The organism is Klebsiella sp. BDA134-6 (assembly GCF_015601345.1).
Lineage (GTDB): Bacteria > Pseudomonadota > Gammaproteobacteria > Enterobacterales > Enterobacteriaceae > Klebsiella > Klebsiella grimontii.
Map to the genome: position 1 here is coordinate 4,385,028 of NZ_CP064784.1, position 14,822 is coordinate 4,399,849.

At 57.7% G+C, this 14,822-nt stretch carries 14 protein-coding genes and 1 pseudogene; 8 read left to right on the forward strand and 7 right to left on the reverse strand.

Annotated features, from left to right (window positions below; translation table 11 throughout):
- Positions 1–333: 333 nt before the first annotated feature.
- A pseudogene (locus IYV58_RS20190) lies at positions 334–543 on the reverse strand (IS5/IS1182 family transposase); the annotation flags it as partial.
- Positions 544–633: 90 nt separating this feature from the next.
- Positions 634–1,539 (reverse strand): LysR family transcriptional regulator, encoded by a 906-nt coding sequence (locus IYV58_RS20195; RefSeq protein ID WP_004123517.1) that lies wholly within the window; start codon positions 1,537–1,539, stop codon positions 634–636.
- Positions 1,540–1,658: 119 nt separating this feature from the next.
- Here IYV58_RS20195 and mdlC point away from each other — a divergent pair, with 119 nt between their 5' ends.
- The 5 genes from mdlC to IYV58_RS20220 all read left to right on the forward strand — a co-directional run bounded on the left by mdlC (position 1,659) and on the right by IYV58_RS20220 (position 7,464).
- The gene (gene mdlC / locus IYV58_RS20200) at positions 1,659–3,248 is read left to right on the forward strand and encodes a benzoylformate decarboxylase (protein WP_004123521.1); all 1,590 of its coding nucleotides are present in this window, start codon (positions 1,659–1,661) and stop codon (positions 3,246–3,248) included.
- 70 nt (positions 3,249–3,318) lie between these two features.
- On the forward strand, positions 3,319–4,653 hold the full coding sequence (locus IYV58_RS20205) for an MFS transporter (RefSeq protein WP_004123524.1): 1,335 nt from the start codon (positions 3,319–3,321) through the stop codon (positions 4,651–4,653).
- A 34-nt stretch (positions 4,654–4,687) separates the two neighbouring features.
- Positions 4,688–6,166, forward strand: a complete 1,479-nt coding sequence (locus IYV58_RS20210) for an aldehyde dehydrogenase family protein (protein ID WP_004123527.1) — start codon at positions 4,688–4,690, stop codon at positions 6,164–6,166.
- A gap of 162 nt (positions 6,167–6,328) precedes the next feature.
- The gene (locus IYV58_RS28615; protein WP_413784947.1) at positions 6,329–6,559 is read left to right on the forward strand and encodes a hypothetical protein; all 231 of its coding nucleotides are present in this window, start codon (positions 6,329–6,331) and stop codon (positions 6,557–6,559) included.
- Complete coding sequence (locus IYV58_RS20220) at positions 6,556–7,464, forward strand: ketopantoate reductase family protein (protein ID WP_142480950.1); 909 nt, start codon at positions 6,556–6,558, stop codon at positions 7,462–7,464. Before IYV58_RS28615 ends, IYV58_RS20220 begins: the two co-directional genes overlap by 4 nt.
- Here the strand turns inward: IYV58_RS20220 and IYV58_RS20225 are convergent.
- The 3 genes from IYV58_RS20225 to guaB form a co-directional block, all read right to left on the reverse strand.
- Positions 7,461–7,619, reverse strand: coding sequence for a helix-turn-helix domain-containing protein (locus IYV58_RS20225; protein ID WP_049112977.1), 159 nt, complete (start codon positions 7,617–7,619; stop codon positions 7,461–7,463). The two genes, IYV58_RS20220 and IYV58_RS20225, sit on opposite strands and share 4 nt — an antisense overlap.
- A 331-nt stretch (positions 7,620–7,950) precedes the next feature.
- Positions 7,951–9,528 carry a glutamine-hydrolyzing GMP synthase gene (gene guaA / locus IYV58_RS20230; RefSeq protein ID WP_004123537.1) on the reverse strand — a complete coding sequence of 526 codons (1,578 nt, stop codon included), beginning with the start codon at positions 9,526–9,528 and terminating at the stop codon, positions 7,951–7,953.
- A 68-nt stretch (positions 9,529–9,596) separates the two neighbouring features.
- Positions 9,597–11,063 (reverse strand): IMP dehydrogenase, encoded by a 1,467-nt coding sequence (gene guaB / locus IYV58_RS20235; protein WP_004123540.1) that lies wholly within the window; start codon positions 11,061–11,063, stop codon positions 9,597–9,599.
- Positions 11,064–11,221: 158 nt separating this feature from the next.
- Here guaB and xseA point away from each other — a divergent pair, with 158 nt between their 5' ends.
- The 3 genes from xseA to IYV58_RS20250 all read left to right on the forward strand — a co-directional run bounded on the left by xseA (position 11,222) and on the right by IYV58_RS20250 (position 14,046).
- Complete coding sequence (gene xseA / locus IYV58_RS20240) at positions 11,222–12,595, forward strand: exodeoxyribonuclease VII large subunit (RefSeq protein ID WP_004123541.1); 1,374 nt, start codon at positions 11,222–11,224, stop codon at positions 12,593–12,595.
- Between the two features lie 81 nt (positions 12,596–12,676).
- Entirely contained in the window at positions 12,677–13,705 is a 1,029-nt protein-coding gene (locus tag IYV58_RS20245) for a M4 family metallopeptidase (protein WP_004123543.1), read from the forward strand.
- Positions 13,702–14,046: a protealysin inhibitor emfourin gene (locus IYV58_RS20250; protein WP_082236876.1), complete on the forward strand. Its 345-nt coding sequence runs from the start codon at positions 13,702–13,704 to the stop codon at positions 14,044–14,046. Before IYV58_RS20245 ends, IYV58_RS20250 begins: the two co-directional genes overlap by 4 nt.
- Here IYV58_RS20250 and IYV58_RS20255 read toward each other — a convergent pair.
- Together IYV58_RS20255 and IYV58_RS20260 are read right to left on the reverse strand one after the other, a co-directional pair.
- A complete protein-coding gene (locus tag IYV58_RS20255) occupies positions 14,043–14,258 on the reverse strand; it encodes a zinc ribbon domain-containing protein (protein WP_004123550.1) in 216 nt (71 codons plus the stop codon). The two genes, IYV58_RS20250 and IYV58_RS20255, sit on opposite strands and share 4 nt — an antisense overlap.
- Positions 14,259–14,376: 118 nt before the next feature.
- Entirely contained in the window at positions 14,377–14,769 is a 393-nt protein-coding gene (locus IYV58_RS20260) for a cell envelope integrity TolA C-terminal domain-containing protein (protein ID WP_004123572.1), read from the reverse strand.
- Positions 14,770–14,822: the final 53 nt, after the last annotated feature.

Genomic DNA, 14,822 nt, shown 5'->3' on the forward strand with positions numbered 1-14,822 from the left:
GGAATACCCTAAAGTCTTCACGCATTTCACACCATGCGATCACCACTTGCGCTCCTGTGACATAAGCCCATCATGAACGGCCAGACGGTACGCTGCGTCTCGATACCGTTTCTATCCTGGTAAACGATAACGATCTTGCGACTTTCACGGCACCAGTACCTAAGCCGCTGGTAATCAATATTGCTGCGGTATGCTTGGTGGCAGGGCAAAGTAACGACAGCAGGGTCATCGACTAAGCACTTTAAATCTTGCGATATTACGACTGCTACCTTTGCCAGAACGGAGAGAGCTACGCGGGACAAATCCCTGTCTCCATTAGCGATCGCCCACTTAGCAGTAGCCAATGACCAGCATCCGCATCATCAACTCTGGGTCGATCGAGGGGCGTCCGATGGAGCTGTAGAAATCCGCAAGGTAGCTGAGTAGATCACGCAGATCCAGACACTGGTCGATACTGCGCAGGAGGTGTTGGACTGGGATATGGTCTTCCAGATTGAACGAGTAGGACAGGCGCAGCCGTCCACCCGGTAGCGGTCCCATCATGCTGTTCGTCCCCGCGTTCACCGACAGAGTGATTCTGCCGTCGGCACGGAGAGGTCGCTACTTTTTCAACAGAATCTGCCGGTAGCGGTCTTAAGGCTCACCAAGTGCAGCCTCAATCTGCTCGCAGAACCACTTCAGCGAAGTGGATTTTTCACTTCGCGAATGCCAGTGCAGGGTCACTTCGAAAGATGGTACCTCGAAAGGTAGATCGACGACTTTCAATGGCTTATCTCCTGGAAATTCGCAAAAGCTCCAGGCAATGCGATAGGGCAAGATAGTGATCATCTCAGTCCCGGGGATGATCTTTGGCAGTACCGAAAAATGTGGGATGCGTAGCCGCACTCGGCGCTCGACGGCCATTTTTTTCAGGACGTCTTCTACCATGCCATGGCCGGATGTTCGGGTGACAATTGCATGGGGTTCGGCGAGAAATTGCTGCATGTTCATCTGCGTGCCAATACGTGGATGAGCGTCATCGACCAGGCAACAGTATTGCTCGCTCATCAGCCTTTGGTGGGTAATGCCGGCCCCCGGCAATATCTGACTACAGATAGCCGCGTCGATATGCCCATCGTTCAGCCATGTTGCGACCTGGTCGATCTCAAGCGGCACGATGTCAAGCTCGATACTCGGCGCCATCTGGTTGAGACGGTCGAGCACTCTTGGCAGCAAAGCAATTTCCCCCAAATCCGACAAGGCAAGGCGAAAACGTCGCTTTGAGGTTGATGGGGAAAATTTGCGTGCCTCGGAAACGGCATCATTGATGCTACGGCTGGCTTCCTTGAATCCCTCATAGAGCTGAGTAGCCAGCCGCGTAGGTTGCATGCCTTGTTGGTTACGTACGAATAAGGCGTCATCGAACTGTTCCCTGAGTTTGGCCAATGCATAGCTCACTGATGGCTGAGTCACGCAGAGTCGCTCAGCAGCCACGGTGACACTCTGGGTTTCATAGAGCGTGACGAAAGTCGTGATCAGGTTGAGGTCGAAACCGGCCATTGGCTAATCTCCCGTTGTATATAGATAGTGTTTATGCGCTGAAGTCAAAGTATTTATTTGATCGATTTTAGTCATCTCTCTACAGTTGAACTACATGACATTTACTAAATATTAACTTTATGAAAACAATTCACTCCGCTGCATATGCGCTACTGCGCCGCCACGGCATGACCACCATCTTTGGCAACCCCGGCTCCAACGAACTGCCGTTCCTGAAGAGCTTCCCGGAAGACTTTCAGTACGTACTCGGCCTTCACGAAGGTGCGGTGGTGGGCATGGCCGACGGTTATGCGCTGGCCAGCGGCAAGCCGGCGTTCGTCAACCTGCATGCTGCGGCAGGCACGGGGAACGGTATGGGCGCGCTGACCAACTCCTGGTACTCGCACAGCCCCCTGGTGATCACCGCGGGTCAGCAAGTGCGACCGATGATCGGGGTAGAGGCCATGCTGGCCAACGTAGATGCTACGCAACTGCCCAAGCCGTTGGTGAAGTGGAGCTACGAACCAGCCAACGCCCAGGACGTACCGCGTGCCCTGAGCCAGGCGATCCAGTATGCGAACACCACGCCGAAAGCACCGGTGTACCTGTCGATTCCTTACGATGACTGGGATCAGCCTTCGGGACCCGGCGTCGAGCACCTGATCGAGCGCGACGTGCAGACGGCAGGTACGCCAGACGCTCGGCAACTGCAGGTGCTGGTCCAGCAAGTGCAAGACGCACGCAATCCGGTGCTGGTACTGGGCCCCGATGTCGATGCGACGCTGTCCAACGACCACGCAGTGGCCCTGGCTGACAAGCTGCGCATGCCCGTCTGGATCGCCCCGTCGGCGTCGCGCTGCCCGTTCCCTACCCGTCACCCCAGCTTCCGGGGCGTGCTGCCAGCGGCTATCGCTGGCATCAGCAAGACCCTGCAAGGCCATGACCTGATCATCGTGGTGGGTGCGCCGGTGTTCCGTTATCACCAGTTTGCCCCCGGTGATTACCTGCCGGTCGGGGCGCAACTGCTGCACATCACCTCCGATCCGCTAGAGGCTGCACGAGCACCCATGGGCCATGCGCTGGTCGGCGACATCAAGGAAACCCTGCGCGTGCTGGCCGAAGAAGTCGTCCAGCAGTCCCGGCCGTATCCAGAAGCACTCGCTGCGCCTGAGTGTGTCACCGACGAGCCGCACCACCTGCACCCGGAAACGCTGTTCGATGTACTCGATGCAGTCGCCCCGCACGATGCCATCTATGTCAAGGAATCAACCTCGACAACCACGGCATTCTGGCAGCGCATGAACCTGCGTCATCCAGGCAGCTATTACTTCCCGGCAGCGGGTGGCCTGGGCTTCGGCCTGCCGGCCGCCGTTGGCGTGCAGCTCGCCCAACCGCAGCGCCGAGTTGTCGCACTGATCGGTGATGGCTCTGCCAACTACGGCATCACCGCGCTCTGGACGGCCGCGCAATACCGGGTACCCGTGGTGTTCATCATCCTCAAGAACGGCACCTACGGTGCCCTGCGCTGGTTTGCCGGGGTGCTCAAGGCCGAGGACTCCCCTGGCCTTGACGTTCCCGGCCTGGACTTCTGTGCCATTGCCAAAGGCTATGGGGTCAAGGCCGTACACACCGATACCCGGGACAGCTTCAAGGCGGCACTACGAACTGCGCTGGACGCCAATGAACCCACCGTCATCGAGGTGCCGACCCTGACCATCCAGCCTCACTGACCTCATGTGAACGTGGTCGCCGCCGGCGCCTCGCTCACTAATCTCGATAACAACAATAAGAGATACAACAATGACTCAACGACGTGCCTTGGATGTCGCGGGCTCCGCTCCGCTTGGAAAACTCCACTATACCCTACTTTTCTGGTGTTCCTTCATCATGCTGTTCGATGGCTATGACCTGGTCATCTACGGCTCTGTCGTGCCGCAATTGATGGAGCATTGGGCATTGACTCCGGTCATTGCCGGCTGGATGGGCAGTGCCGCGCTGTTCGGCATGATGTTCGGCGCTGTCGTCATCGGCCCGCTGGCTGATCGCCTGGGACGGCGCAAAGTTATTCTCAGCGCCATGACGCTGGCCAGTGTTTGCACGCTGGGTACCGCGTGGGCCTGGGATGCGGAGAGTTTCGCAACTCTGCGTTTCGTCACCGGCGTCGGGCTGGGGGGGGCGATCCCCAACATCGTCGCGTTGATGAATGATCTGACACCGAAAGCACGTCGCAGCCGAATGACCACTATCATGCTCAGCTTCTACTCGATCGGGGCAATTTTTTCTGCTCTGGTAGCCATGTTTATCATTCCTCGCTTTGGATGGGAGGCAACGTTTCTGGTGGGCGGCATCCCGCTGCTGTTCCTGCCGTGGATGTACCGCCAGCTGCCCGAGTCGCTGAACTTCCTGCTGAAAAAGGACAAGGCCGCGGCCAGTGCGCTGCTCAAACGCATCGATCCCGCCGTCGACGCTGACCAGGTACGTTTCGATGCGCCCGTACGCACTTCGAGCGCGGCACCGTTGTCGCGTCTGTTCACCGAAGGACGTGGCGTGGGTACGATGTTCCTGTGGCTGGGGTTTGGCATGTGCATGCTGATGGTCTATGGGCTCAATACTTGGCTACCGAAGATCATGGTCGCCGGTGGCTTCCCGCTGGGTTCGAGCCTGATGTTCCTGGTGACCTTGAACATTGGCGCCACCTTCGGCGCCCTGGGTGGTGGCTGGCTCGCCGATCGCTGGGGCTGCAAGCCCACGTTGATACTGTTCTTTCTGCTGGCGGTGATCTCACTCTGCACGCTGGGTATCAAGCCTGGCCCGCTGTTGCTCAACGCTATGTTGCTGATCGCCGGTGCCACCACCATCGGCACCCTGGCCGTCATCCACGCCTTCGCTGCACAGCAGTACCCGAGCGAGATCCGTGCGACGGGCGTGAGTTGGTGTTCGGCAATTGGCCGTTTCGGGGCCGTGGCTGGCCCGGCAATGGGCGGCCTGATGCTGAGCATAAACCTGCCACTGCAGATCAATTTCATTCTCTGCGCGGTCCCCGGATTGGTGGCGATTTTCGCCATTGCCATGATCAAAAGAAGGGCCGTTGCCAGCGTGGGCTTGAATGCCCAGCCGGCAGACACCCATCACTGAACAACGTGCCCAATGCTGATAAAGGAGATATTCCGTGAGTCAAGTCAATCACACGCCGTATCGCGATCTTCACCTGCTGCCGATTGCCGGCGCATGGCGTGAAGGCAGTGCGCCGCAATCACTGCAGGTCAGCGATCCGTACAACGGAGAAACCCTGCTGCAGATCAAGCAGGCTACCCGCGATGACCTGGACGAAGCCTATCAGGCCGCGCAGCGCGCCCAGGTCGAGTGGGCGATGATAGGACCGGGGCAGCGCTCGGCCATCCTGCACCGTGCGGTGCAGATCTTCGATGAGCGTCGCGAGGAGATCATCGGCTGGATCATCCGCGAGTCGGGCAGTACCCGCATCAAGGCGCAAATTGAGTGGGGCGCTGCGCGCAGCATCACCCTGGAGTCAGCCTCTTTTCCGGCGCGGGTGCACGGGCGCATTCTGCCGTCCAACGTCCCAGGCAAGGAAAATCGCGTTTACCGAGAGCCTCTGGGTGTGGTGGGGGTGATCAGCCCATGGAACTTCCCGCTCCACCTCACCCAGCGTTCGGTGGCACCGGCATTGGCCCTGGGCAATGCCGTGGTGATCAAGCCCGCGAGCGATACCCCCGTGACGGGCGGCCTGCTGGCCGCGCGCATCTTCGAGGAAGCCGGCGTTCCGGCAGGCGTGATTAGCGTGCTGGTCGGCTCTGGTGCCGAGATTGGTGATGCGTTCGTCGAGCATCCGGTACCCAAATTCATCTCCTTCACGGGCTCGACCCCTGTGGGCGCCAACATTGGCCGTATCGCCAGCGGTGGCAAGCACCTCAAGCACGTGGCACTGGAGCTGGGCGGCAACAGCCCGTTCGTGGTGCTGGCCGATGCCGACCTGGAGCAGGCGGTAGCAGCGGCGGTGATGGGCAAGTTCCTGCACCAGGGGCAGATCTGCATGGCGATCAACCGCATCATCGTCGAGGACGCACTGTATGACCGCTTCGTCGAGCGCTATGCCGAAAGGGTCAAGGCGTTGAAGGTGGGCGACCCCAGCGAGCCGGATACCGTAGTCGGGCCTATCATCAACCGCAAGCAACTGGACACGTTGCTGAGCAAGGTAGCGCGGGCCAGGGAGGAGGGTGCCCGTCCAGTCGTCGAAGGTGACGTGCGTGGGCAACTGCTGCCGCCTCACGTGTTCGCCGATGTGACGGAAGAAATGGAGATCACCCGCGAGGAAATTTTCGGCCCGCTGGTCGGCATTCAGCGCGCGCGAGATGAGGCCCACGCGCTGGCGCTTGCGAACGACAGCGAGTTCGGGCTATCTAGCGCCGTGTTCACCGCCGACCTGGAGCGCGGCGCGCGTTTCGCGCGTCGAATCAAGGCTGGCATGACCCATGTGAACGACATTCCGGTCAACGACGAGGCACACGCTCCCTTTGGCGGTGAGAAGAACTCGGGGCTGGGGCGTTTCAACGGTGAGTGGGCAATCGAGGAATTCACCACCGATCACTGGATCAGCGTGCAGATGACACCACGCAAATACCCGTTCTAGCATACTGGCGCAGGTTCCTTTCGGCTTGCGCCTGGTCCTGCGAATCCACTGACGCCGTGATTCTTCTGTTTTCTACGGCCAGATCGAGGACATTTATCAGCAGCATTACCTGGACTTGTCCAACCGTCCGTCTTGTCGACCGGCTACTCGCTGCAGACCGAGTTGCGCCACTCCCAGAACCGTGAAGACGGCAAAGCATTGTATGGCGATATCGACAACAAGAGTTACGGCGCCATGACCACCCTGACAATCGGCGGGCATGGCGTGGGTCAGCGGTGGTGCAATGCCTTAGGACATAGACGGCATTTATGTTTTGCCGGGTACGCATTTATTTGTGAGACAGAAAATGGCTTCCTGAAGTGGCCATTCATTTACTCGAAGGAGCAGCAATGAAAATTGCAATAGTGGGCGCAGGGGCGATGGGCGGACTGTTTGGTGCGCGCCTGGCCTTGTCTGGACAGGACGTGTCTTTCGTGGAGGCGTCGGAGACGACCATCGAGGTCATCTCTCGCCAGGGCTTGCGCCTGGAGACGCCTGACGTACAGGAAAGCGTCAGGGTGCCGATCTCTCGTGCACACCAAGTGACAGGCCACTTCGACCTGCTGGTGATCTTTACCAAGGGGTTTCATACCGCCGCCGCCATCGAGTCAGTGCGCCACCTGGTGGGGCCACAGACTTGGGCGCTTTCGGTGCAGAACGGGCTGGGCAATGCCGAGCTCATCGCCCGCGTGGTTCCGGCCGAGCGCATCATCGTCGGCATGACCAACTTGCCGGCAGACCTTGTCGCGCCTGGCGTGGTGCACAGCCACGGCGAAGGGCACATCAATATCTGGACAGGCAATGGTAAGGACAGCCCGACCGTGCACGAAATCGCGGCGAATTTTAGCCAGGCCGGTTTGCCGTGCAAGGCCGATCCGCAGGTGCAGGTGTCGATCTGGGAGAAGGTGGCGTTCAACGCAGCGCTCAATTCGGTTTGCGCGGTGACCCGCCGGACCGTGGGCGCGGTCGGCCACGCTGAAGAGGGACGGCAGGTGACCTCCCGCATCGTCAGCGAAACCGTGGCGGTTGCACAGGCTGCTGGCGTTGATGCTGATCAGCTGCGGGTTATCGCTGCTGTCGACTATGCCTTTCGCAATCACCAGCAGCACAAACCGTCGATGCTGCAGGATGTCGAGGCAGGTCGCAAAACCGAGATCGATTTCATCAATGGCGCGGTGGTCGAGCGTGGCAAGCGCCTGGGCGTCGCCACGCCAGTGCTGGAGATGCTGTTCAGCCTGGTGAAGTTGAGCGAAGGCTAGATTTCCCGGCGCTGAAGGCGAAACGCCTTCAGGGTCAGGTCCGTTGTGCGCTTGAAGAACCGTGAGAAGTAAGCCTGCTCGACGAACCCCAGGCTGTCGGCGACCTGGCCAACCGTCATCGAGGTGTAGATAAGATTGCGCTTGGCTTCGGTCATGATGCGCTGGGGCTCCCTGAAGTACTTTCGATCAGCAGCGTCAGGTTTTCCAGATACTGCAGGCCGCGCTCCCTGGGCTTGGCGGCCAACTGGTAGCACTCTCGTGAGCGCTGTGAAATCCACACCAGCAAGGTGACCCTGGTACTGTTTTCAGGGAGGAGATCAAAATTCAAAACCAGAGAGTACCATCAAAAATTCCATTGAAAAAACCGTGCTTCCCGTTGCTAACAGCTGCCAGAAAGTGCCAGACACAAAAACAAAAAAGCCCGCTGTTACACGGGCTTACAGGTACTTTACTGCTTTTACGTGCAGGCTGTTGCCAGACGTGAAATCATTCCCACTCAATGGTCGCCGGCGGCTTACCGCTGATGTCATACACCACGCGGGAAATACCGTTGACTTCATTGATGATGCGGTTGGACACGCGGCCGAGGAAATCGTACGGCAGATGCGCCCAGTGCGCGGTCATAAAGTCGATGGTTTCGACAGCACGCAGGGAAACCACCCAGTCGTACTTACGGCCATCGCCCATGACGCCAACGGAGCGAACTGGCAGGAATACGGTGAATGCCTGGCTCACTTTGTTGTACAGATCGGCTTTGTGCAGCTCTTCGATGAAAATGGCATCAGCGCGACGCAGCAGGTCGCAGTACTCTTTCTTCACTTCGCCCAGCACGCGCACGCCGAGGCCCGGTCCCGGGAACGGGTGGCGATACAGCATGTCGTACGGCAGACCCAGCTCGAGGCCAATCTTACGCACTTCATCTTTGAACAGCTCGCGCAGGGGCTCAACGAGGCCCATCTTCATCTCTTTCGGCAGACCACCCACGTTGTGGTGAGATTTGATAACGTGCGCTTTGCCGGTTGCGGAAGCCGCAGACTCGATCACGTCAGGGTAGATAGTCCCCTGCGCCAGCCATTTCACATCTTCCAGCTTCAGCGCTTCTTCGTCGAAAACCTCAACGAATACACGGCCGATGATTTTACGCTTCGCTTCCGGATCGTTTTCCCCCGCCAACGCGGTCAGGAAACGCGCCTCGCCTTCAACGTGAACAATGTTCAGGCCGAAACGGTCGCCAAACATGTCCATAACCTGCTGGGCTTCATTCAGACGTAGCAGACCGTTATCCACGAAGACGCAGGTCAGGTTTTTGCCGATGGCGCGGTGCAGCAGCATAGCGGTAACGGAGGAATCCACGCCGCCGGAGAGGCCGAGAATCACTTTATCGTCGCCAACCTGCTGACGAATGCGTTCGATGGCATCGTCGATAATTTTGGCCGGCGTCCACAGCGCCTCACACTGGCAGATATCGCGTACGAAACGCTCAAGCATGCGCAGACCCTGACGGGTGTGGGTCACTTCCGGATGGAACTGCACGCCGTAAAAGCGCTTCTCTTCGTTAGCCATAATGGCGAACGGGCAGGTTTCGGTGCTGGCGACGGTGACGAAGTCAGACGGGATGGCGGTAACTTTGTCGCCGTGGCTCATCCAGACGTCCAGCATCGGCTTACCATCCGCGCTCAGCGCATCTTCAATACCGTGGATCAGGGCGCTATCGGTCTGAACTTCAACCTGCGCATAGCCAAACTCACGCTCATTAGACGCTTCAACGTGTCCGCCCAACTGCATCGCCATGGTCTGCATGCCGTAGCATACGCCGAATACCGGCACGCCGGCTTCGAAGACATACTGGGGCGCGCGCGGGCTGTTATCTTCGGTGGTGCTTTCCGGGCCGCCGGAAAGAATAATGCCGTTAGGATTAAACTCACGAATTTGAGCTTCAGTCACGTCCCATGCCCACAGTTCGCAATAGACACCTAATTCACGAACGCGACGCGCAACCAGCTGGGTGTACTGAGAACCGAAGTCCAGGATAAGAATACGATGTTTATGAATGTTATCCGTCATTGACGATAATTCCGAGGCAAGTGATACAGGTTAAATAAATCGCCCGGCGCGTGGCCGGGCGATGAAAATCAGGAGCCCATGCGGTAGTTCGGGGATTCCTTAGTGATGGTCACGTCGTGAACGTGGCTCTCCTGGATACCCGCGCCGCTGATGCGCACGAATTCCGCTTTGGTCCGTAGGGTGTCGATGGTACCACAACCGGTCAGACCCATACAGGAGCGCAGGCCGCCCATCTGCTGGTGAATAATCTCTTTCAGACGGCCTTTATAGGCGACGCGACCTTCGATACCTTCCGGCACCAGTTTGTCGGCGGCGTTATCGGTCTGGAAGTAGCGATCGGAGGAACCTTTAGACATCGCGCCCAGGGAACCCATACCGCGGTAGGATTTGTAAGAACGGCCCTGGTAGAGTTCGATTTCACCCGGGGATTCTTCGGTACCGGCCAGCATTGAGCCAACCATGACTGCGGCTGCGCCTGCGGCAATCGCTTTCGCGATATCGCCGGAGAATCGGATACCGCCGTCGGCAATAACCGGGATACCGGTGCCTTCCAGCGCTTCAACCGCGTCAGAAACGGCGGTGATCTGCGGAACACCCACGCCGGTCACGATACGAGTCGTACAGATGGAGCCAGGACCGATACCCACTTTCACCGCGCTGCAGCCGGCTTCCGCCAGCGCCCGAGCACCCGCGCCGGTCGCCACGTTACCGCCGATGATTTGCAGGTCAGGATATTTAGCGCGAGTATCACGGATACGCTGCAGTACGCCTTCAGAGTGGCCGTGCGAAGAGTCGATCAACAGAATATCTACGCCCGCGGCAACCAGCGCATCAACGCGCTCTTCGTTGCCCGCGCCCGCGCCAACCGCTGCGCCAACGCGCAGGCGACCTTGCTCATCTTTACAGGCGTTCGGTTTACGCTCCGCTTTCTGGAAATCTTTAACGGTGATCATGCCGAGAAGATGAAAGCTGTCATCCACAACCAGCGCTTTCTCAACGCGTTTTTCATGCATTTTGGCAAAAACCACTTCGCGGCTTTCACCTTCACGAACGGTAACCAGACGCTCTTTCGGCGTCATATATACGCTAACCGGCTGGTTCAGGTCGGTGACGAAACGCACATCGCGGCCGGTAATGATGCCGACCAGCTCGTTGTCTTCGGTGACCACCGGATAGCCAGCAAAACCGTTGCGTTCGGTCAGCACTTTAACTTCGCGCAGGGTAGTGGTTGGCAGGACGGTCTGCGGGTCGGTCACCACGCCGGATTCATGCTTTTTCACGCGCCTTACTTCTTCCGCCTGGCGTTCAATGGACATGTTTTTATGAATAAAGCCGATGCCGCCTTCCTGTGCCAGGGCAATTGCCAGACGCGCTTCAGTCACGGTATCCATTGCAGCGGAAAGCATAGGAATATTCAGACGGATGGTTTTCGTCAGCTGAGTGCTGAGATCGGCGGTATTTGGCAGAACGGTTGAGTGAGCGGGAACGAGGAGGACGTCGTCAAACGTCAGGGCTTCTTTAGCGATACGTAGCATGGGCAATATCTCGACCAGGGTGGATAAATATTGCCGTGGCATTATACAGAGCGTAACCGATTGCATCTACCCTTTTTTGCAAATAATACTTGCGATCCCCTCCCAGCAGGTTACTATCGACTGAATAACCTGCTGATTTAAAATTTGATCTTGCTCACATGTTGCCATCTCAATCCCCCTCAATTTACACGGTTAGCCGCCTCAATCAGTCGGTTCGGCTGCTGCTGGAACGTGAAATGGGGCAGGTGTGGATTAGCGGCGAGATTTCAAACTTCAGCCAGCCATCTTCTGGTCACTGGTACTTCACCTTAAAGGACGATAACGCCCAGGTGCGCTGCGCGATGTTCCGCAACAGCAACCGCCGCGTGACGTTCCGTCCGCAGCACGGGCAGCAGGTGCTGGTCCGCGCCAACATCACACTGTACGAGCCGCGCGGCGATTATCAGATCATCGTGGAAAGCATGCAGCCTGCGGGCGAAGGTCTGCTGCAGCAGAAATATGAACAGCTTAAGGCAGCGCTGGCGGCGGAAGGCTTGTTCGATCAGCAGCATAAAAAAACGCTCCCCTCCCCCGCGCACTGCGTCGGCGTCATCACCTCTAAAACCGGCGCTGCGCTGCATGATATTTTACACGTGCTCAAGCGCCGCGATCCTTCCCTGCCGGTCGTTATCTACCCGACCGCCGTACAGGGTGAAGATGCGCCGGGGCAGATCGTTCGCGCCATTGAACTGGCCAACGCGCGCCATGAGTGCGATGTGCTGATTGTCGGGCGCGGCGGCGGTTCGCTGGAAGATCTATGGAGCTTTAACGACGAGCGGGTGGCGCGGGCGATTTTCTCCAGCCCTATTCCCATCGTCAGCGCCGTAGGCCATGAGACCGACGTCACTATCGCCGATTTTGTTGCCGACCTGCGCGCGCCAACGCCCTCCGCTGCGGCGGAAATTGTCAGCCGCAACCAGCAAGAGCTGCTGCGTCAGCTCCAGTCCGGGCAGCAGCGTCTTGAAATGGCGATGGACTACTTCCTTGCCAACCGCCATCGCCGCTTTACCCAGATTTTTCACCGCCTGCAGCAGCAGCACCCCCAGCTGCGGCTGGCCCGTCAGCAAACGGAACTGGAAAGATTGCGCCAACGCATGCGTTTCGCTCTTGAGACGCAGATGAAGCGCGCCGACCAGCGCCAGCAGCGCGCCGCGCAGCGCCTGAATCAACAAAATCCGCAGCCGCGCATTCACCGCGTCCAGAGCCGTATTCAACAGCTGGAATACCGGCTGGCGGAAAACATTCGCGCGCGTCTTGGCGAACAACGTGAACGCTTCGGTAATATGGTCACGCATCTGGAAGCCGTCAGCCCGCTGGCGACGCTCGCCCGCGGCTATAGCGTCACTTCCGCCAGCGACGGCAAAGTGCTGAAACAAACGACGCAGGTGCGCGAAGGTGACCTCCTCACGACCCGCCTGAACGACGGCTGGGTAGAGAGCGAAGTGAAGAACATCACGCCGGTGAAGAAAACCCGTACTCGCAAAAAAGCCTGATTATCCTGCCTTTTCGGCAGGGGATAACTATACTGCTGTCATGCCCTTTTAAAACGGTTTTATCCGGCTAAGGAGCGTGATATGCCAGAAGCTTATCCCCGTTATGTGATTCCGCCCTACATCTTACGTCGTATTGTCGATCGTGGTTCTCTTCAGCAACAGCGCTGCGCGCGGAACACCCTCAGCCATGTTCAGACCCTGATGGCGCACGTTCCGGGCCGCCCCGCCGCGGCCCACGTGACGACGCCGGGCCTGCTTGAGCGCGACATTTATGATGCCGGGCAGACCCAGGATCTGCCGGGTACCCAGGTTCGTTTTGAGGGACAGCCCTCCAACGGCGACGTAGCCGTTGATGAAGCCTATGACTATCTCGGCATCACCCATGATTTTTTCTGGAAGAGCTACCAGCGAGATTCGCTGGATAACCGCGGGTTGAAGCTTACCGGCAGCGTCCACTATGGTCACGAATATCAAAACGCGTTCTGGAACGGCCAGCAAATGGTATTTGGCGACGGGGATGGCGAGATTTTTAATCGTTTTACTATCGCTATTGACGTGGTGGCGCACGAGCTAAGCCACGGCGTGACGGAGAGCGAAGCCGGTCTCATCTATTTCGAACAATCCGGCGCGCTCAACGAATCACTATCAGATGTCTTTGGATCGCTGGTCAAACAGTATCAGCGCCAGCAGACGGCAGACAAAGCGGACTGGATCATTGGCGAGGGGCTACTCGCGAAAGGCATCCACGGTAAAGGTCTGCGCTCTATGTCGCAGCCTGGCACCGCTTATGATGACCCTATCCTTGGCAAAGACCCGCAACCCGCGCATATGAAAGACTTTGTTCATACCCAGCAGGATAACGGCGGCGTTCATATTAACTCCGGTATTCCTAATCACGCCTTTTATCTCGCCGCCAGCGCAATCGGTGGTTTTGCATGGGAAAAAGCGGGATATGCCTGGTACGACGCGGTGTGCGATCAATCTCTGGCAAAAGACGCCGACTTCTCGGCCTTTGCCAGACTGACGATTCACCATGGCGAGAAACGCTCTGGCAAAGAGGCCGCTGATGCGATTACTCAGGCCTGGGAGCGGGTCGGAGTCGCGCTATGAATCTCCCCGATCTCAGCGATGACGCGGTCATTGAGCTGGCGCGCGAGGGCGGTGTCGCCTGGATCCCAGCGCTCAGCGGGATGCGTAAGATTGTCGTTGCCCGGCTTAACGAGCAACAAAGGCAGCGGATCGCGACAATTCTCCAACAGTCGCTACCGCTGGGCAAGCCGCCAGGTCAGCCAGACTCGCCGGGGAGCGGCGACCAGCGTTTCTTCCGCATTCAGATAATTAGCGAACAGCATTATCACAGCCTGATTATCCTCATTCCCGAGGAGCGTGCGCCAAATTCACTGATTGAGCTCTGGCGCGACGGTGAAGGCTGCGTCAGCGATAAAGATTAAATCGGCACAAACTCGACGCGTTTTTTTGAAATCAGCCCGTGACCGTGCTGGCAGAAATAATCCACCGCGCCGCAGGCTTTTAAAACTTCTAGCGGCTTGTGGCAATCCGGGCAGCGGGCTTCAACAACATAATCTTTCGCACAATGCTCGCAATGGGCGCTATTGCCCTGCACAGCAAGCTGCGCATGGCATACGGGGCAATCAAATTCCATGGTGACTCCTGACGACGGGTATATCGCTTTATTTTATCACGGTTGCACAATCTGTGGCTGCTGCCAGTCATTAGCCTCCAGCAGGTTATTCGCCCCCTGCGGTCCGTCGCCTTTAATTTTATTCACCCTGCATACTGAATCGGGACTGAGCAAAAGCATCATAGACCTGCTTATCGGTAAACGGCGGAAAAGTGGCCCGTTTAGCGGCATCTACCAGCGCGGCACAATAGGCTTTATGACCTTCACTCGTTGTCACGCTATTCAGTTTCCCCTCATCGCTAAAACTCAGATGTATCGTGCATTTTTTACCCGTCCAGCCGTAGCGATTGGATAACTGGGAATCAATAGACTCTTTTATCGCTCGCGCCTGTTTGCCATATTTATCGTTATCACTGAAGCGTCCGGAGCTACAGCTCCCAAGCGCTGATGTTTTATGACAGTCAGAAGGATGAAACGGCGTACAGCTGCTGGTTAAAATAACCAAACCGACCATCACTATTGTTTTTTTCATATCCCTGCCCCCATCGTTTGATACGATTCTCCCTACGTTCATTTACGTGCGTT